We start from the raw sequence: 26,134 nt of genomic DNA on the forward strand, positions 1-26,134 counted from the left end.
TCCCATGACCACCACGAACATCCCGATCGGGCGCGCGGACCGCAGGTCCTCGCGCGCCCGGTCGCGGGCCCTCCTGCTCATCCTTCCGGCGTACGCGCTCCTGATCGGGGTGTTCGCCTATCCGCTGCTTGAGAGCGTCATCCAGAGTTTCACGGTCCCCGAGCCGGGACTCGAGAACTACACCTGGGCGCTCTCGAACTCGAACAACCTCGAGGTGATCGGCCGCACCTTCGGCAACGCGGTGCTCGCGATGCTGATCTGCCTCGTGCTCGCGTATCCCTACGCCTATCTCATGACGATCGTCGGGAAGCGCGCCCGCGTCGTGCTCATCGTGATCGCCCTGATCCCGTTCTGGACCTCGCTCATGATCCGCACCTTCGCCTGGATCGTGCTGCTCCAGGACAGCGGCATCGTGAACTCCCTGCTCGGCTTGGTCGGCATCGGGCCGCTGCAGTTGATCCGCACCAACACCGGCGTGCTGATCGGACTGAGCCAGGTGCTCATGCCCTTCATGGTCCTCCCCCTGTACGCGGTGATGAGCGGCATCGATCACCGGCTCGTGACGGCGGCGCGCTCCCTGGGGGCCCGCCCGTCTGCGGCCTTCTTCAAGGTGTTCGTTCCGCTGTCGCTCCCCGGAGTGGCGGCCGGCAGCCTGCTCGTGTTCATCCAGGCGCTGGGCTTCTACGTCACCCCGGCCCTGCTCGGTTCACCGTCCGACAGCATGCTCGCCCAGGCGATCTACGCCCAGGTCAGCGGGCTCCTGCAGTGGGGTCGCGGCGGAGCACTCGGCGTGATCCTGCTCGTGTGCACGTTGATCGTCCTCGGGATCATCGGGCTCATCTCGAAGTTCGGTGCCAAACGCGGCATGGCAGTGAAGGTGTTCTGATGCTGAAAGTCACTCCCGTCACCAAGGTGCTCCTGTGGACCGCGGCGATCATCGTCGCGATCTGGCTCGTGGCTCCGACGATCGTCGTGATCCCGCTGAGCTTCACCGATAAGGCCTCGCTCGTGTTCCCGCCGACCGGCTGGTCGTTCCGCTGGTACGAGTCGTTCTTCTCGAACCCGCAGTGGACCGGGGCGCTTTGGAACTCGTTCCTGATCGGCCTGCTCGTCGCCGCGCTCGCGACCGTGCTCGGCCTCCTCGCCGCGATGGGCCTGCGCAATCTCGTCAACAAGAAGCTCGCGGGCGCGCTCACGGTGGGGCTGCTCGCCCCCATGGTCGTGCCGGGGATCGTGCTCGCGATCGGCATCTACGCCGTGTTCCTGAAGCTCGGCCTCGTCGGAACGCTCGTCGGCTTCGTCTTCGCGCACACCGTGCTCGCCCTGCCGTTCACGGTCGTCGCGATCACGGCGGGCTTCGCCAACTTCGACGAGCGGCTCGAGCTGGCGTCGCAGAGCCTCGGCGCCTCGCCGGTGCGCACCTTCTTCCGGGTGACGCTGCCGAACATTATCCCCGGGATGGTCTCGGGTGCGCTGTTCGCGTTCGTCACCTCGTTCGACGAGGTCATGATCTCGCTCTTCATCAAGAGCCCGTACCTGCAGACGCTTCCCGTCCTCATGTACGCGAGCGTGACCCGCGATACCGACCCGACGCTCGCTGCCGCAGCGACCGTCATCCTCATTCTCACCACGGCCATCGTCATTGGTGCGCTCGTGTTCACCGGAAGGAAGCAACGTGGCTGAAACAGCGCGCGGCGCCGAGATCATCCTCGACGGCGTCTCCAAGCACTACCCCAAGTCGATCGCCCTCGACGACGTGAGCCTCGAGGTCCGGGCGGGCGAGTTCATGACCTTCCTCGGTCCGTCCGGCTCCGGCAAGACGACGACGCTCAATCTGATCGCCGGCTTCACCGAGCTCACGACCGGAAGCGTCTACATCGACGGCAAGCAGATGGACCGGGTGCCCGTGCACAAGCGCGAGCTCGGGATCGTGTTCCAGCACTACGCGCTGTTCCCGCACCTGTCCGTGTTCGACAACGTCGCGTTCCCGCTGTCGGAGCGACGCGTACCGAAGGCGGAGCAGAAGCAGCGCGTCCTGGCGGCCCTCGAAACCGCTGGTCTCAAGGGATACGAGGATCGCTTCCCCAAGGAGCTCTCGGGCGGCCAGCAGCAGCGCGTCGCCCTTGCCCGCGCGCTCGTCTTCGAGCCGCGCGTGCTCCTGCTCGACGAGCCGCTCGGCGCGCTCGACAAGAAGCTGCGTGAGCAGCTGCAGCTGGAGCTGCGTCGCGTTCACCGCGAGGTGGGCCGCACCTTCGTGTTCGTGACCCACGATCAGGAGGAGGCGCTCACCCTCTCGGACCGGATCGCGGTCTTCAGCGCCGGCCGGATCGAGCAGGTCGGGACCGCGAAGGAACTCTACGAGAAGCCGGCATCGCGCTTCGTCGCCGAGTTCATCGGCGAGTCGACGGTTGTGGAGAGCGAGGACGGGACGACGGTCACGATCGTTCGCCCCGAGCGCGGCGAACTCGTGCGCGACGCCGCGGCTGCCGGCCCCGGCCGGCCCGCGATTCCCGTCACCGTGCGACAGGCGATCTACCTCGGCTCCGGCTGGAAGTTCGAGATCGTGCTTCCCGACGGCGCGGTCGGCGTGGTGCGCGGCGAGCGCGAACTCGACTGGATCGCCGGCGGCACGGGCGAGGCGGTTCTCACCTGGGATCCGGCGCTCGCGCCGGTGCTGCCCGCCTGATCGGAGCGATGGTGAGCGAGCAGCGAGTCGTCGTCGGCGGGGGCGCCTGGGGCCTCCCCGCCGCGCTGCGACTGCAGGATCAGGGGTTCTCGGTCACGCTGGTGGAGCGCTTCGAGCCGGGCGGTCCGTTCGCCTCGAACGGCGGCTCGACGCGTTTGTGGCGGCTGGCCGACACGCAGGTGTGGCGCGCCCGCGCGATGCTGGACACGCTTCGCGCTCTCGAGCGCCTGAGCGATCGGCTGGGTGAACCGGTGTTCCGTCGCACGGGACTCGTGTGGCGCGACGATGTCTCCCTGCCCCGGGTCGAGGCGGCACTCAGGTCGATCGATCAGCCGGTCGTCAGGATCCCGGCCGACGACGTCGGCGACCACTTCCCCGGACTGCGGCCCGACGGTCGCGACGCGCTCTGGGTGGAGGAGGCCGGGGTCGTCCTTCCCGAGGTTGTGCTCGGCAAGTCCCTCACCGCGTTCCTCGCTGCCGGCGGGGAGTTCCGCGCGCAGACGCGGGTCACCCGGATCGAACCGGGCGATCGCACCGCGCTCGTGCACGTCGAGGGCGGCGAGCCGATCGAGGCCGAGCAGGTGCTCCTGGCGGCCGGACCCGGCACGGCAGAGCTGCTTCCCGGACTGGGCCTCTCCCTTCCGTTGAAGCCCTACATCGAGCAGGTCGTCGCGCTCGGCGACCCCGCGGCGCACCCGCCGGCTCCCGAACTGCCCGGCCTCGTCGATTGCCCGATCGGCGACGAACCCGGCATCTACGCGATGCCCAACGGCCCGCTCGGCTACAAGGTCGGCCTCGACCTACCGCTCCGCGCGCTCGCGGACGGCACGCTCGGGGACGATCTGGAGCGCGACGTCCGGCTGGAGCGTTCGGAGCTGATCCGCGCCAGAATCGCCCGGGACATCGCCTCGATCGTCCCCGAGGTCGTGACCGCCCAGGTCTGCACCTGGACCGACTCGGGCGATGGCGATTTCATCATCGGACGGGTCGCGCCGACGGTCGTGCTCGCCTGCGGCGATTCGGGAGAGGGGTTCAAGTACACCGCGTTCATGGGCGAGTACCTGGCCGACCTCGTCTCCGGCGGTCCGGGCGACGAGGAGTTCCAGCGGTACTGGGATCCCGCTCGCTTCGAGGGTCGCACTGCCCCGCGCGAGCACTTCGACCCGATCGGTCGCCACTGACCGATCCACTCCGCGCGCGGGCCGGTCGCCCGCGGTCCCGGACCCGTCTCCGAACGTCACGACCCGTCTCCTCCTCGCTTCCGCGAGCGGGAGGCGGGTCGTTCGGTTTTGCCGACCGCCGAGCGATCACTGTGGCAAAACGTCCAACGTTCGAGACGTAAAACGACATTCTGGGGTTCGCTCGGACCAGATTGCCCGTTTTTACGTCCATGTTTCACCAGGAATAGACTGAAACGGCCAATGCGGCGGAGTTGCTCCGCACCGCAGAATAGGGGTCTCGACACCGGCCGTCCAGCAAAGGAGCTCGTACATGGTCAAGTTGAAGAGAAGTCTCGGCTTTGGAGCCGCCTACGCGGCCTCGACGGGACTCGTCGTCTCGGGCACCGCGATGGTGTCGCTCGGAAACGGCTTCGGAACGGGCGGCCTCGCCTTCGCGATCCCAGCGTTCATCGGGCTGATCATCATCACAATGGTGGCGATATCCTACGGCGAGCTCGCCTCGATGCTGCCGGGCGGCGGCATGGTGGGCGAGTACACGCTGCCCGCGCTGGGCCGGCTCCCGGCGATCCTCGCCGTCCTGGGCGGGTACCTCGTGCTCGTGTCCGCCGACGGCGGCACCCAATTGCTCGTCGCCGGCGACTCGTTCGAGGGCCTGACCGGCTTCCCGGCACCGCTCTTCTCGTTCATCCTGCTCGCGATCCTCCTCACCCTGAACATCTCGGGCGTCGACATCTTCGCGCGCGTGCAGATCCCCGTCGTGTTCGGCATGATGGGCATCCTCGCCGTCATGGGTCTCGCCGGCGTGTTCGGTTTCACCTCGAGCACCCCCGTCGACAACCCGTTCCTCAACACGGACTGGGGCACCCTCGCCTCCATGGGGGCGGTCGCGATCTGGCTCTACATCGGCATGGAGTTCGTCGCTCCCCTCGCCGAAGAGGTCCGCCGCCCGTGGAAGACGATCCCGCTGGCAATGATCATCGGCGTCTCCACGATCTTCGTCGTCGACGTCCTCTTCGGCTGGGGCGCGACGCGCTACGCCGACCTCGCCGAGATGGCCGCCTCCTCGATCCCGCACGTCGTCGGCGCGACCGCGATCTTCGGGGCCACCGGCGGCCTCATCATGACCGTCGTCACGATCCTCGCGTCCTTCTCGACCGGCAACTCGTACCTCGCGGCCATCCCCCGCATGCTCTACGGCCTGGCAAACGAGGGCCTGCTGCCGAAGTGGCTCGCCAAGGTCAGCAGGCGATCCCGCGTTCCGTGGGCCGGCATGCTCGTGACCGCCGGCTGCATGGCATCCGTGCTCCTCTACTCGACCTTCACTGAGGGCGGCATCGACCTGATCCTGAATCTCATCAGCATCGCCTGTGTGACCTGGCTCTTCAGCTACATCATCGCCCAGGTCGACGTGATCGTGCTGCGCCGTCGCTATCCGAACGCACGCCGCCCGTTCAAGACGCCCCTGTACCCGCTGCCCCAGATCCTCGGCATCGCGTCCTGCGTCTACCTGATCGTGTTCATCGTTCCCGACATGGATCAGCGCCTCGTCGTCTGGGGCAGCGCGGGCATCATCCTCGCCGCCATCGCGATCTTCGCGCTGATCTGGCTGAAGCTGAACCGCCTCCCGATCTTCACCCCCACCGATCTGACGCACACGCAGAACAACATCGTGATCCGCTCCGAGGACCTCGGCGGCGAATACGGCGAGGAGCTCGAGCAGCAGGCCGAGGCGGAGCTGGCAGCCCCCTCCGATCCGGGGGCCCGAGCATGAGCCGCCAGCGGAAGCACGCGCTCGCGGGCGACGGCCCGATCGTCGGCCGGGCGCGGGCCTCCCTCAGAAGGGTCGCCGAGCAGTTCGGCACGATCGAAGCGGCCGATCGCACCTCGGTGCGGGTGCGCACTTCGGAAGGTGTGCCGCTCACGCTGAGCTATTCCCCGGGCAACTACGTGTTCTCGCGCGTCTACAATCTCACGGTGACGGCCGAGCTGCCGCCGGAGTCCGAGGTCCCCGCAGGGATCGAGGTCTCGCACCGGGGGCGGGGCGGGGCACACTTCATCGCTTCGTCCGGGCCCGCGAATACTGGCGCTTTCGGAGTCCCCGGCGGCCCCGCGAACAGCAGTGGCCGGGCCGTCGATCGAGCGCTCGTCGCGTCCCCGCGCCTCGGCGCGCTGAACGCGGCCGTTCGCGAGCACCTCGCCGGCATCGATCTCGTCTCCGCCCGGATCACCGCCGAGCGGGGCACGCGCTCCGTCACGATCACCCCGCTCGGGGGCTCGTTTGTCTGGGTCCTGATCCCGCCCGTGTTCCACGCCACGGCGTTCCCGGCGGGCGAGCCTCGACGCATCATCGACCTCGTCGCAGCACTCCGCGGTTTCCACCCGGTCGCTGCATAGATTCCAGCTGCTGTAACCACCGAACCGAAAGGACTCCTCATGATTGACGTGAAGGCGGCCGTGTTTGTCGGCCCGAATGAACCGCTCGAGATCCGAGATCTCACGATTTCCGATGAGCCCGGCCCCAACGAGGTCCTCGTTCAGATGGCGGCGTCGGGCGTCTGCCACAGCGACCTGCACGCGCTCGACGGCGACTGGGAGACCCCGGCGCCGCTCGTCCTCGGGCACGAGGGTGCTGGGGAGGTGCTCGCGATCGGCTCCGAGGTCACCGATCTCGCGGTCGGCGATCACGTGATCCTCTCGTGGACGCCGTCGTGCCAGAAGTGCGAGTTCTGCGTGTCCGGCAATCCGGTGCTCTGCCAGCTCGCCAATGAGACCGCCTATCAGCACGTGTTCTTCGACGGCAAGCCACGGCTGCGAGATGGGGACGAGGATGTGAAGAGCTTCCTGGCGGTCGGCTCGTTCGGCTCGCACGCGATGGTTCCGGCCTCCGCCGCGATCAAGATCCGCCGGGACGCCCCGCTCGCTCAGGCGGCGCTCGTCGGCTGCGCCGTGACCACCGGGATTGGCGCCGTGATCAACACCGCGAAGGTCGAGCCGGGGAGCACGGTCCTCGTGGTCGGTTGCGGCGGTGTCGGCCTCAACGTGGTGCAGGGCGCTCGCCTCGCAGGTGCCAAACAGATCATCGTCGCCGATGTGAGCGAGGAGAAGCTCGAGCTCGGCCGGAAGTTCGGCGCGACACACACGGTGAACAGCCGGGAGCGGGATCTCGCGGAGGCGGTGCGCGAACTGACGGATGGCCGGGGCGTCGACTACGCGTTCGAGGCGATCGGCCTGCCGTTCACGATCGAGGCGTGCTACGAGGCGGTCCGCCGCGGCGGGACCGCCGTGGTGGTGGGCCAGGTCGCCGATGGCGTGAAGATTTCGATCGATCCCTTCGTGATGAGTGATCAGGAGAAGAAGCTGATCGGATCGAACTACGGGTCGAGCAGGCAGTCCATCGACTTCCCGAAGATCCTCGACCTCTACATGGAGGGGCTCGTAGATCTCGACTCGATGGTGACGGGGCGCATTCCGCTCGAGGGCGTGAATGAGGCGTTCGAGGGCATGCGCAAGGGGCAGGGAATTCGGACGGTCATCGAGTACTGATCTGCGCTGCCGCGCCGCAGCCGGGGTGAGCGCGAATTCCCCTCCCCCGGGATTCGGCAACGCGAACGGCCCGGGCCGGAGGTGTTCTTCTTCCTCCGGTCCGGGCCGTTCGCCTTGTCCTAGCGCTCGGCCTGGAAGCGGAGGATCCTGTTGAGCGCCTCTTCGACGGCGGGTGCGCCCGCGGCGTAGGAGAGGCGCACGGCGCGGTCTCCCGCGACCGGGTCGAAGTCGACGCCCGGCACGATGGCGACGTCGGCGTGTTCGAGGAGGGCGCGCGCGTAGGCCGTGGAGGTGCCGTAAACGTCGAGCTGGGGTCCGAGTTCGGAGTAGTAGTAGAAGGCGCCGTCGGAGGGCGCGGCCTCTCCCCACCCGAGCGCGGGCGCTGCGTCGAGGATGAGCGCCCTGGCGCGGGCGAAGTCGGCGACGATCGCGTCTCGTTCCGCGTAGGTCTCGGGCGTGAACGCCGTGAGCGCGAGCTCCTGGGCTGGGGCCGGCGGGGACAGCGCGAAGTTCGAGGCCAGCGCCTCGACCGGGGCGATGAGGTCTTCGGGGAGGAGCGCCCAGCCGAGCCGCCAGCCGGTCATGCCCCAGTACTTCGAGAAGGAGTTGATGACCACGGCGTCGCGGGTGAGCTCGCGGACGCTGACGCCGCGGGGATCCGGGTCTCCGGGCTCGGGGAAGGCGATGCCGTGGTAGATCTCGTCGCTCACGATGCGCGTGCCGTGCGCCGCGCACCAGTCGACGAGCGCGGCGAGGTCTGCGCGGTTCAGCATGGTGCCGGTGGGGTTCGCGGGCGAAGCGATGATGAGGCCCGCGAGGGCGCCGTGCTCGGAGACCGCCGCCTCGAGCAGCTCGGGCGTGGGCTGGTAGCGCGTTTCCGGGCCCGTGGGGATTTCGATGACGCGCACGCCGAGCGCCGCGAGAATGTTGCGATAGGCGGGGTAGCCGGGGCTCGCGAGGGCGACGGCGTCGCCCGGGTCGAAGGCCGCGAGGAAGACGAGCTGGAATGCCCCGGAGGAGCCGGTCGTGACGGCGACCTCGCCCGGGTCGACGTCGACGCCGTACCAGTTCGCGTAGTGGCCCGCGATCGCTTCGCGAAGCGGCATCGTTCCGAGCGGCCCGGTGTAGCCCGCGGGCTTCAGCGTGCCTGGCGCCGGTCGCGCGGAGGGCTCCCCCGCGCAGAGTGAGACGACGTCGTGGCCGGCGAGGCGGCGGCGCGCGACCTCGTCGGTGATCTTCATCACCTCGAAGGCCGGGATCTCTGATCGCCGGGAAACTCCAGGTGAGGGGGTGGTCGATGCCATGGAGCGGGATGCAGCCTCAGGGGTCGTCATGAGGTCAACGTTACCGGCAGGGGTCTCGTCTGCGAGAACCAACCCCGGGGGTTGGCCGCCGGCCGAGAAGTCGATGTGCCGCAGGAGGATGACGAGCCAGGCGAAGATGATTCCCGCGGCGATGAGCTCGAACCCGGCGAGGTTGAGGTATCCGACCGGCCAGAAGAGGATCGTCGCGACGACGAGCGCTGCGAGGGTGGCGTCGGAGAACGCGAGGAATGAACGGCTGAAGCCGTCGAGCACCCACCGCATGCTCGCGAGCAGGCCGGCGAAGACCACGGCCATGCCGGTCGCGAAGGTGTTGTGCATGATGAGGCTGATATTGACCGGCACGGATCCGACCCCGATGAGACAGCAGCCGATCACCACAAAAGCCCACGCGACCAGGGGAACGTTGCGCGTTCTACTGGGCCGGGCCCGGTCGCTCCAGCGCCGGAGCTTCGGCGCGACGAGGCTCGCGAGCGATGCGAGGAGGAGACCGCCGACGATGAGCGTCGCGTTGAAGATGAAGCCGGAGAGGTTATCGCCGACGCCGAGCTCACTGAAGTGGAGTTTCCACCAGTTGGCGTCGCTCGTGGTGAGCATGGCGATCACGACTCCGCCGGTCATGAATGCGGCGAGCAGCCCGGAGATCCGGGTGGGGGTCACGTCTCCGACGGAGAGCGTGACCCCGTACGCGACGGCTGCGCAGACGAGAGCGACGATGAGCGCGCTCGGGATCGCGTCGAGGAGCAGCCCGGTAAAGCTGTTGGAGAGAACTGCGATGATCAGGGCGAGGATCATGAGGACGATCCCGCAGTTGACGAGCGCGAGGGCGAGCGGGTTGACGATGCGCTCGATCCGCCGCACGAGCGGGGTCGCCCCGTGCGCTGGCGGCCCTGGTGGCCTGAGCTGCTCGATGGCGGCAACGGCGAGCGCGGTCGCGCCGCCGAGCATCAGCGAGATACTGCCGGGACTCACCGGCCCCCAGATGGGGACCGCGTCGCGGAACGCGATGAGTCCGATGATGCAGGCCACGATGGCGGCGACAACGGCGTTGCCCATTGCCCGCTGTTCCCGCCTGGCCGCTGGCGTGTCCCGCCAGGATTCGGATCCCGGATAGAGCAGGGCGAACACCCGGTCGGCCGCCCGGTGAAGCGCCCGAGGTTCGTTCCGTGAGGTGGCCATGGCGTCAGTGTATGCGGCTGGAGTCGAGCGGCCATTCGTTCCGTCGGCCTCGCTCCGTGAGGCGCAGATAGCCGGAGAGCGCGGCAACGCCCTCCGGGCTCGTGGGCAGCCCGTCTCCGAGCCGGTCGGAGGAGACGAGGTGGGCCGACCACTGTGCTCTGCTGATTGCGACATTGAGGCGGTTCCTCATGAGCAGGAACTCGAGCCCTCGCGGCACGTCATCCGGGCTCGACGCCGCGAGGGTGACGATCGCCATGACGGCTTCCTGCCCCTGGAATCGATCAACGGTGCCGACGCGCACGGACCCGAACCCGGCCCGCTCGAGAGCCTCCGAAACGCACTCGACCTGCGCGTTGTAGGGCGCGACGACGATGAGGTCCTCTGGCGTCATGGGCTCCCCCGCGAAGCTCTCTCCGGAGAGCGCCGCCGTCACGAGGCGGACGACTTCCTCAGCCTCCTCCGGCGAGCTCGTCGAATTTCCGCGGTGGGACAGCGGGTGCCAGTGCAGGCCGGGCTCCCCCAGGCCGCTGGCGCGGCGGTCCGCGGCGCTCGCGTGCGCGTGCAGGCGCCCCTCATAGGAGAGCTCGGAAACCACCTCGGTGAGTTCCGGCCGCATGCGCCGCGTCTCGGCGAGGAAGTATCCCGCCGTTTCTGGCATGGTCGCGTGGTCTCCGAGGAGCCAGGAGAGCGCGGAGGTGTCGACGGGTTCCGGGTGACTCCCCTGGGACACCTGCGGAAGCTGCTGGGGGTCGCCGAGGAGCAGGAGCCGCTCGGCGCACACCGCCGCAGCGATCGTTGGGGCGAGCGAGAATTGACCGGCCTCGTCGACGATGAGCAGGTCGAGTTCGCGGCGGCCCACCCGCTCTGGGTGGGCGAAGTCCCACGCGGTTCCCCCGATCACGCACCCGATCCCGGCGTTTGCATGCGCGCTGAGGAAGCTGGCCTGCCCGCCGGAGCGGAGCACGGTGAAGGGCGCTTCTGCCGCGGCCTCCGCGGAGGCCGACCTCGGCAGCGCCTTGCCGACTCGATCCCGGTGGAGCCCGGCCGAGAGTGCGCCGATGAGAACGTTCTCGACGACCTTGTGGGACTGCGCGACGACGCCGATCCGCCAGCCGTCCTCTTCGACGAGGCGTTTGATGACGCGGGCCGCGAGGTAGGTTTTCCCCGTTCCCGGCGGGCCCTGGACCGCGAGGGCCGATCTCTCGAGCCGTCGAAGCGAGTGGGTCACCGCACCGATCATGGCGCCCTCTGGCGTTCCGCCGCCCGCTGCGAGCGCCTCGGAGGAGTCCAGGGGCGTTGGCGCGCCGCCGTCGCGGAAGCGCGGTGTTGCGCGGCGAAGGAGGTCGGTGGCCGGGTCTTGGGGGAAACGGCCGGTACCGAGGGAGTCGAGCATCGCCCCGCCCCACTCCTCGATGGCTTCCTTCTGCTTCCCGGGGTTCGGAGGGGGCCCTGGGGTGAGCCCGAGGGGCATCCGGTCCCAGGGCTCGGGAGCCGCGCCTTGCGTCTCCGCGATCGTCACGCCGTCCTCGTGAACCTCGATGACGTGGGCGGTGCGCGCCCCGCGAGCTCCGGGCGCGGATCCCGGCTGCGGGAAAGGCGCCGGCCGGTCGTAGATGGCGAACACCTCGCCCGGTGTGATCCGCGATCCCGGAGCCGCGTCTCCGTAGAGCCGAATGTGGCGCCTCGGGGTCCGTGCGCGTGGCGGGGTGTGCCAGTCCTCGATGACCTCGCAGCCGCGATCGTCCACGAGCAGCACGTCGCGCGTCTCCGCCCACTCTTCCACCGGGTCAACGAGGCGGGCGAAGTGCGCCCACCAGAACGACTTGCGCTCCCGCTCGTGATAGTCGATTGCGCACGCCGCGAGGGCGATCGCCGAGCGGTCCGCGCGGTCCTCGGTGCGCTCGGCGACGGCCTCGAGGCCCGCGGCGACCGGGCTCGGTTCCGCTTCGACCCCCGCTCGGGCGAGACCACTGAGCTCGGGCTCTTCCGCGGGCTGCGGCGGCACCCCGTGCGCGCGTGCGAGGCCGAGCAGCCAGTCGCGGAGCCGGAGCGTCGAGACGCAGTCGTAGCGGTTGTAGTCTCCGATGGCGTCGAGCCTGGCTTTGCCGGCGGCGCGCTCCTCGGACGAGTCTGACGCGAGCTGTGCGGTCGCCTCCGCGTACTCGCTGACCGATTGCGCACCGCTCGTGACGCCCGCCTCATCGCGGAACTCCTCGCCCATGTAAAGCGGTTCCAGTTTTTTGATGGAGTAGGAGCGCGAGCCCACCCGCAACGCATTTCGGACGATCGGATAGAGGTCCACGAGCACGTGCTCCCTGAGCAGCTCGTCGACCTCCCGCTCACCCACGCCGTGGCGCGCGGCGATGCTCGTGAGATGGGTGCGCTCATAGGCGGCGTAGTGGTAAATCCGCATGCCGGGATAGCGTCTCCTCCGCTCGCTCACGAGCTCGAGGAACCTGATGAGCGCGGCGCGCTCTGCCTCGAGGTCGTGCGCCCAGATCGCGGTGAACTGCTCAGCGGTGTCCACCATGCCGAAGAGGTAGTCAATCCCCCACTGCACCGCTCCCCCGGGGGACGTCTCGCTGAACAGGGGGTCTCCCTCGAAGTCGAAGAACAGGTCGCCCTGATCCGGCTCGGGGATCGCTGCGAGCGCGCTCGCATCCAGGACGCGGACGGGAGGAACGACGCCGGGCCGCGCCTCGATCTGGAGAGCGGCCTGCAACGCCAGTTTTTCGAGAGCGGGAGCGGCGATCCCCGGAACCCTGCCCTGCGGAAGCGACGCAGCGTCCAGGCCCGCGAGCCGATCGATCGTGTCGATCCCGGCGGCGATGAGGGCGTCTCGCTGACTCCGGCGGATGCCCGCGACGAGGAGCGGGTCCCGCGCCGCGCCGATCTCGGGCTCGCACACCTCGCAGCGCCCGCAAGCCTGCACCCAAGAGTGCCCCCATGCGATCCGGTCGGCGCTCTCCGTTCGCCCGTCGGCGCCGACCGCGGTGGCCCGCTCGAGGACGATCTCGTGGAGCCGCGCGCGCCGAGCCCGGAACACGGGCGCAATGTCGCTGATGCGATGCCTCGACTCGCTCCGGTCCCCGAGGATGAGCACGGCCTCCTCGGCCACTGGCACCCCGATCCGCTCGAGCTGCTCGGCGTATGCCGCCAGCTGCATCAAAGCGGTGACCTTGGCTTTTCGCGCCAGCTTGGTGTCTTGTACCTCGTATTCGCCGCTGGGCAGAAGCCTCAGGAAATCCGCGAAGCCGAGAAAGCCGAGAGCGGGCTCTCCCCTGCCTGCGGGACGCTGCTCCGGGTCGAAGAACGTGGCCTGGAACACGAGCCCAGCGCGCGCGTGCAGCGCCGAGGTCGTCTGGGCGGAGACGGCCGTGAGCCCCGCCTCAGACATGGACTCCGGACGCGGGATCTCGACGACCCCTCCCGCGGCGCCGGCCACTCCGGCACCGAGCTCCGCGCGATACTCGGCCAGCACCCGCTCCTCGTGGGCATCGCCCAGCCGCGCGGCCCTGGCGAGCATCGCGTCCTCGTCTGCGGGCACCTCGCCCTCGCGCCCGAGCTTCGCATCGAGTCTCCTGAGGAAGGCGAATTCGCAGATGCTCGCAGCCGTCAGGTCGCTCGCGCTCGTGACGATGCGCCGCGTGCCAAGCGCCGTTTGCTGGACGAACATCGCGTCTCCTTTCGCCCCGGGATCGGGGGTCGGATTGGGGTCCGGATCCGAACGGGGAGGCCGCAGCCGGCCTCGGAAACGACGCTACCGGGAGCCACCGACATTCACGACGCCGTTCCGCCCGGGGTTACAGCCGCGCGATCGTCTCGATGTCCTCGAGGAACGACTCCTGCTGCTCGTCCGACACGGTTGCGCGCGTCACCTCGAGCGCCGCGAGATAGTCAGCTGTGCCCAGCTCGGCGGGCGATTCCGAGCCGCCGCGACCGCCCTTGAGGGCACGCGCCAGCCCGTCCTGCGAGGCGCGCCGCGCCGCGTACTCGATGTCCGCGGGCGTAAGACCCTCACTGCGCCGCACGAGCTCGGGGAAATCGACCCCAGCTGCGATCTCGCTCGGAACGTAGCGCCGCCAGATCGCCTCGCGTGCCTCGGCGTCGGGGAGCCCGATCGGCAGCACATAGTCGAAGCGCCCGTGGCGCATGAACGCCGCGTCGAGGCCCCTGACGAAGTTCGTTGCGCAGATCAGGAGCATTCCCTCGCGGTCTCGGAAGTCGGCGACGATCTTGAGGAGCTCGTTCGTCACCCCCTGCGTCGGCGTCGGCGGATCGCTGCGCTTGCTCGCGATCTCCTCGACCTCGTCGATGAAGACGACGCCGTGCTCGAGCTCGTCAATCCGCTCGAACACGCTCCGGAGCGACGCGGCAACCGACCCGGCTCCGTCGCCGAGCCTCGACGGGAAGACCTCGACGAACGGCCAGTCGAGCCGTGAGGCGACCGCCTTCGCGAACGTTGTCTTTCCCGTTCCGGGAGGCCCGAACAGCATGACCGCGCGGGGCGGCACGACGCCGTAGCGATCCGCGAGGTCGGGCTGGGCGAGCGGCGCGACGAGCCGCTCTTCGAGCAGGGCCTTTTCTCGGCGCATACCGGCGACGCCCTCCCACAGGTGGCGGGGCAGGATCCGGCCGCCGAGGTCCTTCAGCAGTTCGATCTCACGGCGCTGCACCGGCATCTGCCGCTCGAGGTAGCGCAGGTTGTTGCGCAGCTGGAAACCGTTCTCCGTGAGCTGGTCGAGGCGGGTGCCCTCCGACGCCAGGACGGACAGGGTGGACAGGCCGAGCGGGGCCATCTTCCGCTCGATCGCGTCGAGCAGGGCGCCCGATACGTTCTCCGACCGGGATTCCTCGCTCACTCCGAAGAACACGATCCAGCCCTGTGCGTGCGCGGCCCGCCCCACGGCGGCGCCCACAACCCGCTCGTCGCGCACCGCGACGACGGCGTGGTCCTCGCGGCAGGACGCCGTCACCTCCGCGAGAGAGTAGACGGGCTGCTCGGAGGAGGTGCGGGCCTCCCACCAGAGACGCACCACGGCGTCGAGGTCGTCGTCATGGAATTCGCGGATCGTGATGCGTGCCATGAGTGCATCATGCCAGACGCGCGTGTCGTCTCCGCGTCAGAATCGCGTCCGGATCGGACCGGAATCGGGCCGGAACGGACACGGATTCGTGACTCGCCCAGCATCCCGGAGCCTCGATCCGGTAGACTCTCCCCTCGGACCACCCGATCAGGGTCGTCCAGCGTCGCAGTTCATTCCGCGCTCCTCCCGCCTCAGGGATCCGGATCGCGCGGTCCGACACCCGCGGCGAGACGGTGCGCGAACCCGCGCACCCGCCGAATCCGTGGCTGCGCCGTGCGCGGTCCACCGTGCATGAAAGGTCCCCGTGACCCCCACCCCTTCTTTCCTCTCTCTCGGCGTGCCCGAGGCCATCGCTGACGCGCTCGCGAAGAACGGCAAGTCCGAGCCCTTCCCGATCCAGCGCGATACGCTCCCCGACACGCTCGCGGGACGCGACGTGCTCGGCCGCGGCCGCACCGGCTCCGGCAAGACGATCGCGTTCGGCATCCCGCTCGTCGCGAACCTCGCGACCGACGCTGCCAAGAAGCGCCGTCCGAGCCGCCCCCGCGGCATTGTGCTCGCCCCGACCCGCGAGCTCGTCACCCAGATCGCCGAGACGCTCAAGATGCTCGCCGATCCGATGGGCGTGAAGGTCACGACGATCTTCGGCGGGATCCCGCAGCGCCGCCAGGAGGCCGCGCTCGAGGCCGGCGTCGACATCGTCGTCGCGGCCCCCGGCCGTCTCGACGACCTCATGCGCCAGGGCGTCGTGTCGCTCGAGGGCGTCGAGATCACCGTCCTCGACGAGGCGGATCACATGGCCGACATGGGCTTCCTCCCGGTCGTCACCCGAATCCTCAACAAGACCCCGAAGGTCGGCCAGCGCCTCCTGTTCAGCGCGACGCTCGATAACGGCGTCGACAATCTCGTGAAGAAGTATCTCCACGACCCGATCCTGCACTCGGTCGACTCGGCGGAGTCGCCCGTGCCGCAGCTCACGCACCACGTGTTCGAGGTGTCGGGCAAGGATGCGAAGGATGCGCTGATCGAAGCGCTGGCCGCTGGCACGGCTCGCCGGATCCTGTTCACCCGGATGAAGCACCAGGCGAAGCGCCTCGCGAAGCAGCTCACCGCCCGCGGCATCCCCGCGGTCGAGCTGCAGGGCAACCTGTCGCAGAACGCGCGCGATCGGAACCTCGCCGAGTTCGTGAGCGGCGAAGCGCGCGTGCTCGTCGCAACCGATGTCGCGGCGCGCGGTGTCCACGTCGACGGCGTAGACCTCGTCGTGCACATCGATCCGCCGGTGGAGCACAAGGCCTACCTGCACCGCTCGGGCCGCACGGCCCGCGCCGGCAACGAGGGCGACGTCGTGACGATCGTGCTTCCCGAGCAGCGCGGCGAGATGAAGCAGCTGCTGCGCGCCGCGAAGATTCGCGTGACGCCGCGTCACGTCGATCCGAACGCCTCGAGCATCGATCCCGAGGTGCTGTCCCTGATCGGCGAGATCGCCCCGCGCGTCGACCCGCGTGAGACGGAGCGCCGCCGTTCCGAGGCTCAGGCCGCGCAGCAGCGTGCCGCCGGCCACGCCCCGCAGGGCCAAGGCAAGTCGCAGGGCGCCAACGCGCGCCGCAAGCGCTCGCGCGGCGGTCGCGGCGGCAACGGCGGCAGCGCTGATCAGAGCGGCCAGCAGCCGGGGCAGGGCCGTTCCGGCCGCGGCCAGGGCGGCCGGGGCCGCGGCGGAAACGGCGGCGGCGCGCAGGAGGCCCGCGGGGGCCAGCAGGGCCAGCGCCAGGGCCAGGGCGGCCAGCGCCAGGGCCAGGGCGGCGGCCAGCGCCAGGGCGGCGAGCCGCAGCGCGGGGCGCGTCGTTCCGGTCGTCGCGCGCAGAGCTCCGGCGGCACGGTCTACTCCACGAGCTCATCCGGAGCCTGATCCACCGCACCTGATCCGCGGCGGATGATCCGCGGAGCTTGCTCCCGGTGCCTCACCAGCGCGCGGATTCTGCGGCGTCAGCTCCGCAGCGCCCGTGCCGGGCTCCGTCATCCGACGCGCACACGTCTCGGCGGCCTCGGTCCTCGCACCTCGCGAGAGACCGGGGCCGCCCTGTTTGGGCGCAGCATGTTCGACCTCGGCAGCCGATCCGTCCATCGACCGTAAATTTCGGAGAGAAATTCACGTTTCGCCGCGAAATCGGTCGTCGGAGCTCTTCTCTGGGAACCCTCCCAGCCATATACTTTTCTGATGGGCATTTATCGGGATCTTGGGCGGAATCCAGGAGTTTTTCGCGTACTTTTTTCGCAGCTCATGGCCCGGTTCCCGTTCGGAATGCTGTCGATCATCCTGCTGCTGCACATCCAGCTCGCGTACGGCGCGTACGCCTACGCCGGCATCGTGCTCGCCACGCAGTCGATCGGCCAGGCGATCTCCGGCCCGCTGAGCAGCCGCCTCATGGGGCGTCTCGGCATGCGTCCGGTTCTCGCCACCACCTCGCTCGTCTGCGCCGTGCTGCTCGTCGTGATCGCGTTCGTGCATCTCCCCCTCGTCATCACGGCGGGGATCGCGTTCCTCATCGGTCTGACGACGCCCCCGATCACGCCGGCCGTTCGCACGATCTACCCATCGCTCGTCCCGGGTTCGCAGTTGTCCGCGCTGTTCTCGCTGGACGCCGCGGCGCAGGAGATCATCTGGGTGCTCGGCCCCGTCGTCGCGGTGTTCGTGTCGTCGCAGTTCGGCACGGCCACCGGCCTGTGCGTCGCAGCGGCGTTCATGGTTGCCGGCGGCGCCTGGTTCATCCTGAGCCCGTCGATCTCGAAGGTGATCATCCCGAAGTCGCGTCGCGGCCTCGGCGCCGTCCTTCGCTACCCGACCGTCATCATCTCGACCGTGGTCGGCTTCTTCTTCGTCGCGGCGTTCGCCGCGATCGAGGCCGGTATCGTCGCCGCGTTCTCGGGAGGCGGCTCCGGAGGGCACAGCGGCCACGGCAGTATGGAGTCGGGCGTCGTGCTCGCCGTGTTCGCGGGCGGCTCGCTCGTCGGCGGGCTCGTGTTTGGGCATCGCGAGCTGCGGCCGTGGTCGCTGCTCGTGCGGATTGCGATCGTCCTCGTCGGCACCTCTCTCGCCCTGGTCAGCCAGAACATCTGGTGGCTGTGCGCCGTCCTGTTCCTCGGCGGCCTCGGCACCGCGCCCGCGTTCGCCGCGGTGTCGAGCATCGTGAGTTCGACAGTGAAATTCTCAGAGACGGCCGAGGCCTACGGCTGGGTGGGCACCGGCCAGCTCGTGGGCGTCGCGGCCGGATCAGCGGTCGCCGGCGTCGCGATCGACCACTTCGGACCGACCGGCGCGATCCTCGCGTCTACGATCCTCCTCGTGATCTGCGCCTTCTGCGCCGCGGTCACGATCAAGCAGCTCCCGGATCTCAAGGGCCGCGCCATCGAGCCGCCGCCGGAGACGGGCACGCTCGCCATTCCGCTCCCCTGATCCCGCCGGGATCGGCGAGGAAGGGCGGAGCGGATCGAAACGGCCCCGCGCGGAGATTCGCTTCCGCGCGGGGCCGTTCGCCAGTTCGGGGCCGGTTCAGCGGGGGTTCGGAGGAGTCTCCTCGGCCCGGATGATCTCCGCGACCGGGACCTCCCTCCCGAGGATCCGTCCCGCGGCCCGCCGGCCGGACTCGACCGCGGCCGTCACGGTCGCGGGATCCTCGGTCCACGTCGCCTCGCCCGCGATGTGCACCCTGCCGCCGCCGATGGGCGTCGCGATCAGGTCGTGGTCCTCGGTCCGCGATCCCACGGTCATGTAGGCGTACGAGCCGTGGCTGTACGCGTCGTCCTGCCAGCGCGTGATCGTGTGCCCGATGGGATCGGGGATTTCTGCGCCGTAGAGTGCGCGCAGGCCCGCCATCACGGAGTCGATGATGCGCTCGTCGCTCCAGTCCCGGGTCTCACGCGCCGCGGGTCCGGCCGCGAAGGTGAGCAGCGTCGGCTGGTCGTGGAGCGGGGTGAGGTCGTACCAGGAGTGCCACCAGTCCCCCGCGGCACCCTGGCGGCGGATCGCGTAGACGCCGGCGTCCCAGAAGCGTTCCGGGAATCGCAGGAAGACTTTCTCGAAGGCGTTCATCTGCAGCCCCGCGATCGCGTGGCTCACCTCATCGGGAAGTTCGGGTTCGAAGCGGATTCCGCCAGCCCGCAGCACCCCGATCGGCACCGTCACGACGACGCGCTCCGCCGCGAGCGTCTCCGCTCCCTTCGGCTCGCGGTGCCGCCCGCGCCCGCCCTCCGCGGTCACCGTTTCGACGTGCACCCCGTCCTCGGCCCAGCGCACCGTGCGCGCTTCGCGTCCGAGGCGAACATCGAGTCCCGCGGCGAGGCCGCTCGCGAGCGCGTCGTATCCCTCGGGGAACACGACCTCGTCGCCGTCGACCGCGTCGTCGTCGAGCCCGTGCGAATCGAGGTCACCGATCCAAGCCCCGTATTGCTCCTCCGAGCGGTGCTGCATGTACTCGCGCACGCGCTCAGCACGCTCGGCTTCCCAGCCGAGGTCCGCGAGCGCCCTGGCGACCGCGTCGGCGTAGGACGCGACGGGGCCGACAGCCTCGATCGCGGCGGGAAGCGCCTGATCACAGGCCGCGACATCGGCGATAAAGGATTCTGCCTCGGCGTCGCTGAGTCGTGCACCGTCAGGGCCGTAATAGGCGATCGGTCGCCCGCCGGCCTGGAAGCTGCCGACGGTGAACTCCCTCATCGGCATCCCGAACGCGGTCGCGATCTCGTGGACCGCACTGTCGGTGATCCCGTGAATCCAGGAGGCTCCCCGATCCGTGACGACGCCGTCGCCGCGCTCCGATACCACGCGCCCGCCGATCCGGTCGCGCGCCTCGATCACGACGACCCGCTGGCCGGCGCCGGCGAGAATCCGCGCGGCGGTGAGCCCCGCGATCCCCGCTCCGATGACGACGGTGTCGAACTGTTCCATGTCTCCTCCTTGGAATACGCGACGAAGCTGCTGGCCGGATGCCCGCCGTTTACTCGTCAGGGACGAGGACGGCCGTGTCCGCGTTCAGGCTCTGGCCGCGGAAGTACGGCTTCGAACCCGGCCGCAGCCACCACAGGAACATGAGGACGAATCCGAGCAGGATGGCGCCGACGCCGATCACGAACGCTCCGCCGACGCCGAAGAGGACGGTGTAGCCGTACTCGACGTCGAGCATGTCGATCGCCGACTGGATGAACGCGTAGCCGAGCATGATCCCGCCGAGCAGCGGCAGGATCCCGCGCAGCCACAGATTGCGGGCGCTGTCGCGGAGCGTCTTTCGGAAATACCAGACGCAGGAGAACGCGGTAAGCGCGTAGTAGAGGGCCACCGCGAGGCCCATCGAGGAGAGCGAGTCGGCGAGCACGTCCTCGGACACGATCGACATCACGACGTAGTAGGCGATCGACGCGATGCCCATGACGATCGTCGAGAACCAGGGCGTCTGGAACTTGGGGTGCACGGCCGAGAACTTCTTCGGCAGCGCCTTGTACACGGCCATCGAGAGGGTGCCGCGCGCGGTCGGGAGGATCGTGGTCTGCGTCGAGGAGGCGGCAGAGACCATGATCGCGAGGATCAGGAACCAGCCCCACGGCCCGAACAGGACGTCCTTGAAGACGATGAACACGTCGTCGAGGCTGTCGGGGTTGGTGAGGCCGAGGCCGGTGTCCCCGAACCCGGCGTACATCATGATCGCCACGGAGATCGCGACATAGGTCACGATCAGGATCACGATCGTCCACATGGCCGAGCGGCCCGGCGTCGTTCGCGGGTTCTTCGTCTCCTCGTTCAGGGCGAGGCAGGTGTCCCAGCCCCAGTAGATGAAGAGGCAGAGGAGCACGGCCTGCACGAAGCTCGACCAGGAGTCGAGGCCGGAGGGGTCGAACCAGTGCCAGTCGAAGGCGACCGAGTCGGGGTTCGAGCCGTCGACGGCGTGGACGACCGCGAGGATTCCGAAGCCGGCCATCGCCGCGTACTGGATCACCATCAGGACCATCTGCATCCGCTCGCCCATCTGGACGCCGAGGGTACTGATGAACGTCATGATCGCGATGAACACGACGGAGGTGGCGACGACGATCACCCGGTTGTTCGCGAACTCCTCGTTCCCGACGAGGTACCAGAGGTACTTGCCGGTGATCTCGCCGACGTTCGCGAGCACCATGACGCCGGCGACCGCGACCGCCCAGCCTCCGATCCATCCGGTGATCGGGCCGAACGCCTTGGCGCCCCAGAAGAAGGTGGTGCCGCTGTCGGGCATCTCGCGGTTCAGCTCCTGGTACGCGAGGGCCGCGAAGATCATGGGCACCGCGGCCGCGATGAATGCGACGGGCGCCTGCGCCCCCACGGCGAGGATCACGTAGCCGAGTGTTGCCGCGAGCGAGTACAGCGGTGCTGTGGAGGCGAGGCCGATCACCGTCGAGCCGACCACACCGAGCGTGCCGCGCCGCAGGCCCTTATCCGCCGCCGCGTCGGCGGTGACGCGGGTATTGCTGTGAGTCTCCATTGTCATGGGGACACCCTATCCGTAAGTCAATGACGTTGACCAAACGCTACAGCTGTGAGGTTTCGTTCCCCGGGAGAGATCATTCACCCCGGTTGCGACGAATTCCGCAGAAGATTCGATCAAAAGGCACGAAAAGCGCAGTCCAGGCCCGGCGCGCCCGGCAGAATCCGAGTCATCCGGGATGTAGTGCTGATCAGCTTGTTGTGGGAGGATGAGGAGTACCCACCACCCGACGAAGTCACTAAGGAGTGAGTCATCTATGGGCACCTTCGCCGTTATCAACCCGGCCACGGGCGAGACCATCGCCGAGTACCCCGACGCAACCGCTGAGGAGATCGAGGCCTCGCTGGCTTCGGCGCAGAAGGCGTACAAGGAGTGGTCGCGCAAGACGACGGTCGCCGAGCGCGCCGCCCTCGCCAAGCGCGCCGCCGAGCTCTTCGATGAGCGCAAGGACGAGCTGGGCGCGATCATCAACCGCGAGATGGGCAAGCCCCTCGACCAGTCGATCGGCGAGGCCGAATTCTCGGGCGCCATCACGGCCGCGTTCGCCGACAACGCCGAGAAGTGGCTCGCCGACGAGCAGCTCGAGGTCGAGGACGGCCTGAAGTCGTTCTTCCGCTTCCAGGGAACCGGCGTCATCCTCGGCATCATGCCGTGGAACTACCCGTACTACCAGGTCGCTCGCTTCGCCGTTCCGAACCTCATCCTCGGCAACACGATCATCCTGAAGCACGCCGCACAGTGCCCCGAGTCGGCACTCGCGCTCGAGACCCTGTTCAAGGACGCCGGCTTCCCCGAGGGCGCCTACGTCAACGTCTTCGCGACGCACGAGCAGATCTCCGGCATCATCGCCGACGACCGCGTGCAGGGCGTCTCACTCACCGGCTCCGAGCGCGCCGGTGCGATCGTCGCCGAGCAGGCCGGCCGCGCACTCAAGAAGTGCGTGCTCGAGCTCGGCGGCTCGGACGTCTTCCTCGTCCTCGACTCGAACGACCTCGACGCAGCCGTCGGCTACGCCGTTGGCGGCCGCATGGAGAACACGGGCCAGGCGTGCAACGGCTCCAAGCGCATCGTCGTCATGGACAAGTACTTCGACGAGTTCGCGGAGAAGTTCAACGCCGCGATCGCCGGCCAGTCCTACGAGAGCGGTGACTTCGGTCCCATGTCGTCGGCTCAGGCAACGAAGACCCTCACCGCACAGGTGCAGGGCGCGCTCGACCAGGGCGCAGAGGTGCTCGTGGGCAACAACACCCCCGAGGGCAACCTCTACACCCCGTCGGTCATCACGAACATCACCCCGTCGATGGACGTGTACAGCCAGGAGCTCTTCGGCCCCGTCGCACAGCTCTACAAGGTCTCCAGCGACGAAGAGGCGATCGAGCTCGCCAACTCCTCGCCCTACGGCCTCGGCTCCGTCGTGATCTGCGACGACCTGGAGCGCGCTGAGCGCGTCGGCAACCAGCTCGACGTGGGCATGGTCTTCATCGGCGCCTCCGGCCTCGAGGGCGCTGACGTGCCCTTCGGCGGCGTGAAGAAGTCGGGCTACGGCCGCGAGCTCGGCAAGGTCGGCATGCTCGAGTTCGCCAACAAGAAGCTCTTCCGCTTCGCAGGCTAATTCGCTCGCGCACCGCGCAGAGGGCCCCGGGATCATCACGATCCCGGGGCCCTCGCTGTCTCCCGGACAATCACCCCAGGGAACGCGAACGGGGCCTCGGGATCACTGAGATCCCGAGGCCCCGTCAACGTCCCGAGCTACCGCTCGCTGAGGAACCCTGCAAAGTAGTCCGCGAGCTCCTTCGTTGCGCTGAACGGGAGCACCGCGGCAACGTAGTGGTCGGGGCGAACGACCACGACGGCGCCGTCTCGGCTCACGCCACGCGTTTCGAAGATGTCGACGTCACCGGTCTTGGTTGCGTAGACCTTCTCGTAATCGACGAGCTCGAACGGGCCGGTCAGCGGCAGGAACAGTTTGGAAATCGTGGCGGGATCAACGTCGTGGTGATCCTGCTGGTAGATCGCCTTGACGTCGAACAGGCTGTCAACGTCCGCGCCGAGCGGGGTGAAGCGCTGCACGGGCGACTCGGGAGACGAGAGCATCCACTCGGCCCACTCGTTCATCGCCGTGGCGTCGCGATCCGCGAACGCGTAGATCCGGAACCGGCCGTCCGCGCGGTGGTGGTGGCCGATGTGCACGTCGACCGCGTCCGAGACCCGCGTCGTGCGTTCGGAGCGGAATCGCTTGCCGATCGGGAAGCCCTCGGCGAGCGACTGGTGCTCCGACGTGGCCGTGAGCGGGCCGGACTGGTACTGGGTCATGAACCCAGCCGGGAACTCCGCCGTCGAGACGTAGAAGTCCTCCAGCTCGGACGGGCTGTTGAACTCCTCGGGCCGCTTCGCCATCAGCGTCGACCACTCCTTGTCGAAGTCGATCAGGTTCTTTGCGATGACCTGGCGCTCGTCCGAGTAGGTCTCGAGCAGAGCCTCTGGAGCGCGCCCCTCGAGGACGTAGCCGAGCTTCCAGCCGAGGTTCCAGCCGTCCTGCATCGAGACGTTCATGCCCTGGCCTGCCTTGGCGCTGTGGGTATGGCAGGCGTCGCCCATGAGGAAGACGCGCGGGCAGCGCTTCTCCTCGCCGGGCGCGTGGGCGTCATCGAAGCGGTCGGTGAGGCGGTGCGCCACCTCGTAGACACTGTGCCAGGCGACATTGCGCACATCGAGGCGGTAGGGGTGGATGATCTTGTTGGCGCGAGCGATGATCTCGTCGATCGAGGTCTCGCGCACCTTTCCATTGTCGTTCTCATCGACCTCGCCGAGGTCCACGTACATCCGGAACAGGTAATTGCCCTCCCGCGGAATGTGGAGGATGTTGCCGCCGTCCTCCGACTGGATGGCGCACTTCTTGCGGATGTCGGGGAAATCGGTGGTGGCGAGCACATCCATGACGCCCCAGGCGTGGTAGGACTGGTCGCCGGCGAGCGAGCCGCCGATCGCGTGGCGCACTCCGGACTTCGCGCCGTCGGCGCCGACGACGTACTTGGCGTGCACGGTGAGTTCCTCACCTTTACGCTCGCCGGCGGTGCGGCGGAGGGTCACGGCGACGGGGTACTCGCCCGTGCCCGCGACCTCGAGACCGACGAACTCGTAGCCGTAGTCAACCTTGCTGCGGGCTGGCGATCGCTCGGCGAACTCGTTGAAGTAGTCGATGATGCGGGCCTGGTTGACGATGAGGTGCGGGAACTCGCTGATGCCGTTCGGATCGTCCGGGGTGACCGCGGTGCGGATGATGTCCTCGGGCTTCTCGGGGTTCGGCTTCCAGAACGCCATCTCGGTGATCTGGTAGGCCTCCTGGATGATCTGCTCCGCGAAACCGAACGCCTGGAAGGTCTCGACGCTGCGCGCCTGGATGCCGTCGGCCTGGCCGATGATGAGACGCTGGTCCCGGCGCTCGACGATGCGCGTGACCACTCCGGGGAACTGCGCGAGCTGGGCGGCCGTGATGACGCCCGCGGGGCCGGAACCCACGATCAGCACGTCAATCTCGGAGGGAAGGTCGTCCGGGCGGTCGCGGCCGACACCCGCGGCCGGCTGCACTCGGGGGTCGGTTGAGACGTAGCCGTGGTGGTGGAACTGCACTGTTTCTCCTCTGCGTGGCTGCGGGGCGCCGAAGCACCTCAAGCTTGTTCGATAATTGAACACGGTGTTCTTATATCGCACAAACAGGATAGGCCGCGTTTTCGGTTCGCACAATACGCGCGAGCGAAAACTTTGGGAAGATAGCACCATGAGCGACAACGGTTCCGAGGGCACGACTGCCGGTTCACAGACCCTTTCGCGCGGACTCCGCGCCCTCGAACTCCTCGCCGAGGCGGAGGCCCCGCTCTCCATCGCAGAGCTCGCGGACGGGCTGGGCGTGCACCGCTCCAACGCCTACCGGATCCTCCGCGCCCTCGAAGAGCGCCGCTTCGTGATCCGCGACGACGCCGGACGGATCCGCCTCGGGCCGAAGCTGTCGGTGCTCGCGCGCGGGGTCGCTCCGTCGCTCCACGCGGCGGCGACGCCCGCAATCACCGAGCTCGCCTACGAGCTCGGCATGACGGGCTTCCTCACCGTGATCGACGCCGACGAGGTCGTCACGCTCGCAACCGTGGAGCCGTCGAACGTCTCCGCCACGATCGCGCGCAATCCCGGGGTGCGCCACTCAGCCCGGCGGGGCGCGCCAGGCCACGCGATCGAGTCGTCGCTCACCGCGACCGAGATGCGCGCCTACCTCGGTGTCGACGAGATGAGCGAGGAGGCCCGCGAGACGAAACGCCTCGGATACGCGGTGAGCCAGAGCGAGGTAATCGACGGCGTCACCTCGGTCGCGATCCCGCTGAGGCTCGCCGGCGAGCCACCCGCAGCCCTCGCGGTGGTGCACTTCAAGGTTCCCGAGGATCTCGACGGTGTCGTTTTCGAGCTGCGCCGCGCCGCGGACCACATCCGCCGCAGCTACCACTAGGCCAGCCCGGCTCGGAGGTCGTCTCGTTCCGCTGGGAGACCACCCCGCACGATAGACTGGGATCGTCCGGCCCGACCGGACCCGTTCGCTGGCGAATGGGGCACTGGTCGGCGAAGGCGCTCGAAAAAG

Annotated in this window: 17 protein-coding genes and 1 pseudogene; 11 read left to right on the forward strand and 7 right to left on the reverse strand. The window is 68.6% G+C overall.

Annotated elements, in window-relative coordinates:
- The first annotated feature begins 4 nt into the window (after window positions 1-4).
- The 7 genes from JD292_RS10355 (at window position 5) to JD292_RS10385 (ending at window position 7,410) form a co-directional block, all read left to right on the forward strand.
- Window positions 5-886 carry an ABC transporter permease gene (locus tag JD292_RS10355; protein WP_200132678.1) on the forward strand — a complete coding sequence of 294 codons (882 nt, stop codon included), beginning with the start codon at window positions 5-7 and terminating at the stop codon, window positions 884-886.
- The gene (locus JD292_RS10360; protein ID WP_200132679.1) at window positions 886-1,683 is read left to right on the forward strand and encodes an ABC transporter permease; all 798 of its coding nucleotides are present in this window, start codon (window positions 886-888) and stop codon (window positions 1,681-1,683) included. The genes JD292_RS10355 and JD292_RS10360 overlap by 1 nt, the downstream gene beginning before the upstream one ends.
- On the forward strand, window positions 1,676-2,686 hold the full coding sequence (locus tag JD292_RS10365; RefSeq protein WP_200132680.1) for an ABC transporter ATP-binding protein: 1,011 nt from the start codon (window positions 1,676-1,678) through the stop codon (window positions 2,684-2,686). Before JD292_RS10360 ends, JD292_RS10365 begins: the two co-directional genes overlap by 8 nt.
- An 11-nt stretch (window positions 2,687-2,697) precedes the next feature.
- The gene (locus tag JD292_RS10370) at window positions 2,698-3,867 is read left to right on the forward strand and encodes an NAD(P)/FAD-dependent oxidoreductase (protein ID WP_439649273.1); all 1,170 of its coding nucleotides are present in this window, start codon (window positions 2,698-2,700) and stop codon (window positions 3,865-3,867) included.
- Between the two features lie 310 nt (window positions 3,868-4,177).
- Window positions 4,178-5,638 (forward strand): APC family permease, encoded by a 1,461-nt coding sequence (locus tag JD292_RS10375; RefSeq protein ID WP_200132682.1) that lies wholly within the window; start codon window positions 4,178-4,180, stop codon window positions 5,636-5,638.
- Window positions 5,635-6,261, forward strand: a complete 627-nt coding sequence (locus JD292_RS10380) for a DUF3156 family protein (protein WP_200132683.1) — start codon at window positions 5,635-5,637, stop codon at window positions 6,259-6,261. The genes JD292_RS10375 and JD292_RS10380 overlap by 4 nt, the downstream gene beginning before the upstream one ends.
- 39 nt (window positions 6,262-6,300) lie before the next feature.
- Complete coding sequence (locus JD292_RS10385) at window positions 6,301-7,410, forward strand: Zn-dependent alcohol dehydrogenase (RefSeq protein ID WP_200132684.1); 1,110 nt, start codon at window positions 6,301-6,303, stop codon at window positions 7,408-7,410.
- Window positions 7,411-7,529: 119 nt separating this feature from the next.
- Here the strand turns inward: JD292_RS10385 and JD292_RS12245 are convergent, their stop codons facing one another.
- From JD292_RS12245 to JD292_RS10400, 4 genes and pseudogenes are all read right to left on the reverse strand, one after another.
- Window positions 7,530-8,714 carry a pyridoxal phosphate-dependent aminotransferase gene (locus JD292_RS12245; protein ID WP_233614206.1) on the reverse strand — a complete coding sequence of 395 codons (1,185 nt, stop codon included), beginning with the start codon at window positions 8,712-8,714 and terminating at the stop codon, window positions 7,530-7,532.
- A 120-nt stretch (window positions 8,715-8,834) separates the two neighbouring features.
- Window positions 8,835-9,911, reverse strand: a pseudogene (locus tag JD292_RS12510) (hypothetical protein); the annotation flags it as partial.
- 4 nt (window positions 9,912-9,915) lie between these two features.
- Complete coding sequence (locus JD292_RS10395) at window positions 9,916-13,587, reverse strand: TM0106 family RecB-like putative nuclease (protein ID WP_200132686.1); 3,672 nt, start codon at window positions 13,585-13,587, stop codon at window positions 9,916-9,918.
- A 127-nt stretch (window positions 13,588-13,714) separates the two neighbouring features.
- Window positions 13,715-14,998 (reverse strand): ATP-binding protein, encoded by a 1,284-nt coding sequence (locus JD292_RS10400; protein WP_200132687.1) that lies wholly within the window; start codon window positions 14,996-14,998, stop codon window positions 13,715-13,717.
- Between the two features lie 304 nt (window positions 14,999-15,302).
- Here JD292_RS10400 and JD292_RS10405 point away from each other — a divergent pair, with 304 nt between their 5' ends.
- A complete protein-coding gene (locus JD292_RS10405; protein ID WP_200132688.1) occupies window positions 15,303-16,907 on the forward strand; it encodes a DEAD/DEAH box helicase in 1,605 nt (534 codons plus the stop codon).
- 309 nt (window positions 16,908-17,216) lie between these two features.
- Window positions 17,217-18,452 (forward strand): MFS transporter, encoded by a 1,236-nt coding sequence (locus tag JD292_RS10410; RefSeq protein ID WP_200132689.1) that lies wholly within the window; start codon window positions 17,217-17,219, stop codon window positions 18,450-18,452.
- A gap of 96 nt (window positions 18,453-18,548) precedes the next feature.
- Here the strand turns inward: JD292_RS10410 and JD292_RS10415 are convergent, their stop codons facing one another.
- Both JD292_RS10415 and JD292_RS10420 read right to left on the reverse strand, forming a co-directional pair.
- A complete protein-coding gene (locus JD292_RS10415; RefSeq protein WP_200132690.1) occupies window positions 18,549-19,943 on the reverse strand; it encodes a flavin monoamine oxidase family protein in 1,395 nt (464 codons plus the stop codon).
- Window positions 19,944-19,992: 49 nt separating this feature from the next.
- Window positions 19,993-21,507 (reverse strand): APC family permease, encoded by a 1,515-nt coding sequence (locus JD292_RS10420; protein ID WP_200132996.1) that lies wholly within the window; start codon window positions 21,505-21,507, stop codon window positions 19,993-19,995.
- A gap of 259 nt (window positions 21,508-21,766) precedes the next feature.
- Here JD292_RS10420 and JD292_RS10425 point away from each other — a divergent pair, with 259 nt between their 5' ends.
- Complete coding sequence (locus tag JD292_RS10425) at window positions 21,767-23,122, forward strand: NAD-dependent succinate-semialdehyde dehydrogenase (RefSeq protein WP_200132691.1); 1,356 nt, start codon at window positions 21,767-21,769, stop codon at window positions 23,120-23,122.
- 137 nt (window positions 23,123-23,259) lie between these two features.
- Here JD292_RS10425 and JD292_RS10430 read toward each other — a convergent pair whose 3' ends face one another.
- On the reverse strand, window positions 23,260-25,140 hold the full coding sequence (locus JD292_RS10430; RefSeq protein ID WP_200132692.1) for an FAD-binding monooxygenase: 1,881 nt from the start codon (window positions 25,138-25,140) through the stop codon (window positions 23,260-23,262).
- Between the two features lie 148 nt (window positions 25,141-25,288).
- On the opposite strand from JD292_RS10430, the gene JD292_RS10435 reads away from it, so the two are divergent.
- On the forward strand, window positions 25,289-26,005 hold the full coding sequence (locus tag JD292_RS10435; protein ID WP_200132693.1) for an IclR family transcriptional regulator: 717 nt from the start codon (window positions 25,289-25,291) through the stop codon (window positions 26,003-26,005).
- The last annotated feature ends 129 nt before the right edge of the window (window positions 26,006-26,134 follow it).

Origin of the sequence: Leucobacter edaphi (assembly GCF_016522535.1) — a bacterium.
Classification (GTDB): Bacteria; Actinomycetota; Actinomycetes; order Actinomycetales; family Microbacteriaceae; genus Leucobacter; species Leucobacter edaphi.

Coding starts and splice junctions, on each gene's coding strand:
- JD292_RS10360 (WP_200132679.1), top strand. CDS start 886: ATGCTGAAAGTCACTCCCGTCACCAAGGTGCTCCTGTGGACCGCGGCG.
- JD292_RS10385 (WP_200132684.1), top strand. CDS start 6,301: ATGATTGACGTGAAGGCGGCCGTGTTTGTCGGCCCGAATGAACCGCTC.
- JD292_RS10410 (WP_200132689.1), top strand. CDS start 17,217: ATGGGCATTTATCGGGATCTTGGGCGGAATCCAGGAGTTTTTCGCGTA.
- JD292_RS10380 (WP_200132683.1), top strand. CDS start 5,635: ATGAGCCGCCAGCGGAAGCACGCGCTCGCGGGCGACGGCCCGATCGTC.
- JD292_RS10400 (WP_200132687.1), bottom strand. CDS start 14,998: ATGGCACGCATCACGATCCGCGAATTCCATGACGACGACCTCGACGCC.
- JD292_RS10420 (WP_200132996.1), bottom strand. CDS start 21,507: ATGGAGACTCACAGCAATACCCGCGTCACCGCCGACGCGGCGGCGGAT.
- JD292_RS10395 (WP_200132686.1), bottom strand. CDS start 13,587: ATGTTCGTCCAGCAAACGGCGCTTGGCACGCGGCGCATCGTCACGAGC.
- JD292_RS12245 (WP_233614206.1), bottom strand. CDS start 8,714: ATGGCATCGACCACCCCCTCACCTGGAGTTTCCCGGCGATCAGAGATC.
- JD292_RS10355 (WP_200132678.1), top strand. CDS start 5: ATGACCACCACGAACATCCCGATCGGGCGCGCGGACCGCAGGTCCTCG.
- JD292_RS10435 (WP_200132693.1), top strand. CDS start 25,289: ATGAGCGACAACGGTTCCGAGGGCACGACTGCCGGTTCACAGACCCTT.
- JD292_RS10425 (WP_200132691.1), top strand. CDS start 21,767: ATGGGCACCTTCGCCGTTATCAACCCGGCCACGGGCGAGACCATCGCC.
- JD292_RS10415 (WP_200132690.1), bottom strand. CDS start 19,943: ATGGAACAGTTCGACACCGTCGTCATCGGAGCGGGGATCGCGGGGCTC.
- JD292_RS10375 (WP_200132682.1), top strand. CDS start 4,178: ATGGTCAAGTTGAAGAGAAGTCTCGGCTTTGGAGCCGCCTACGCGGCC.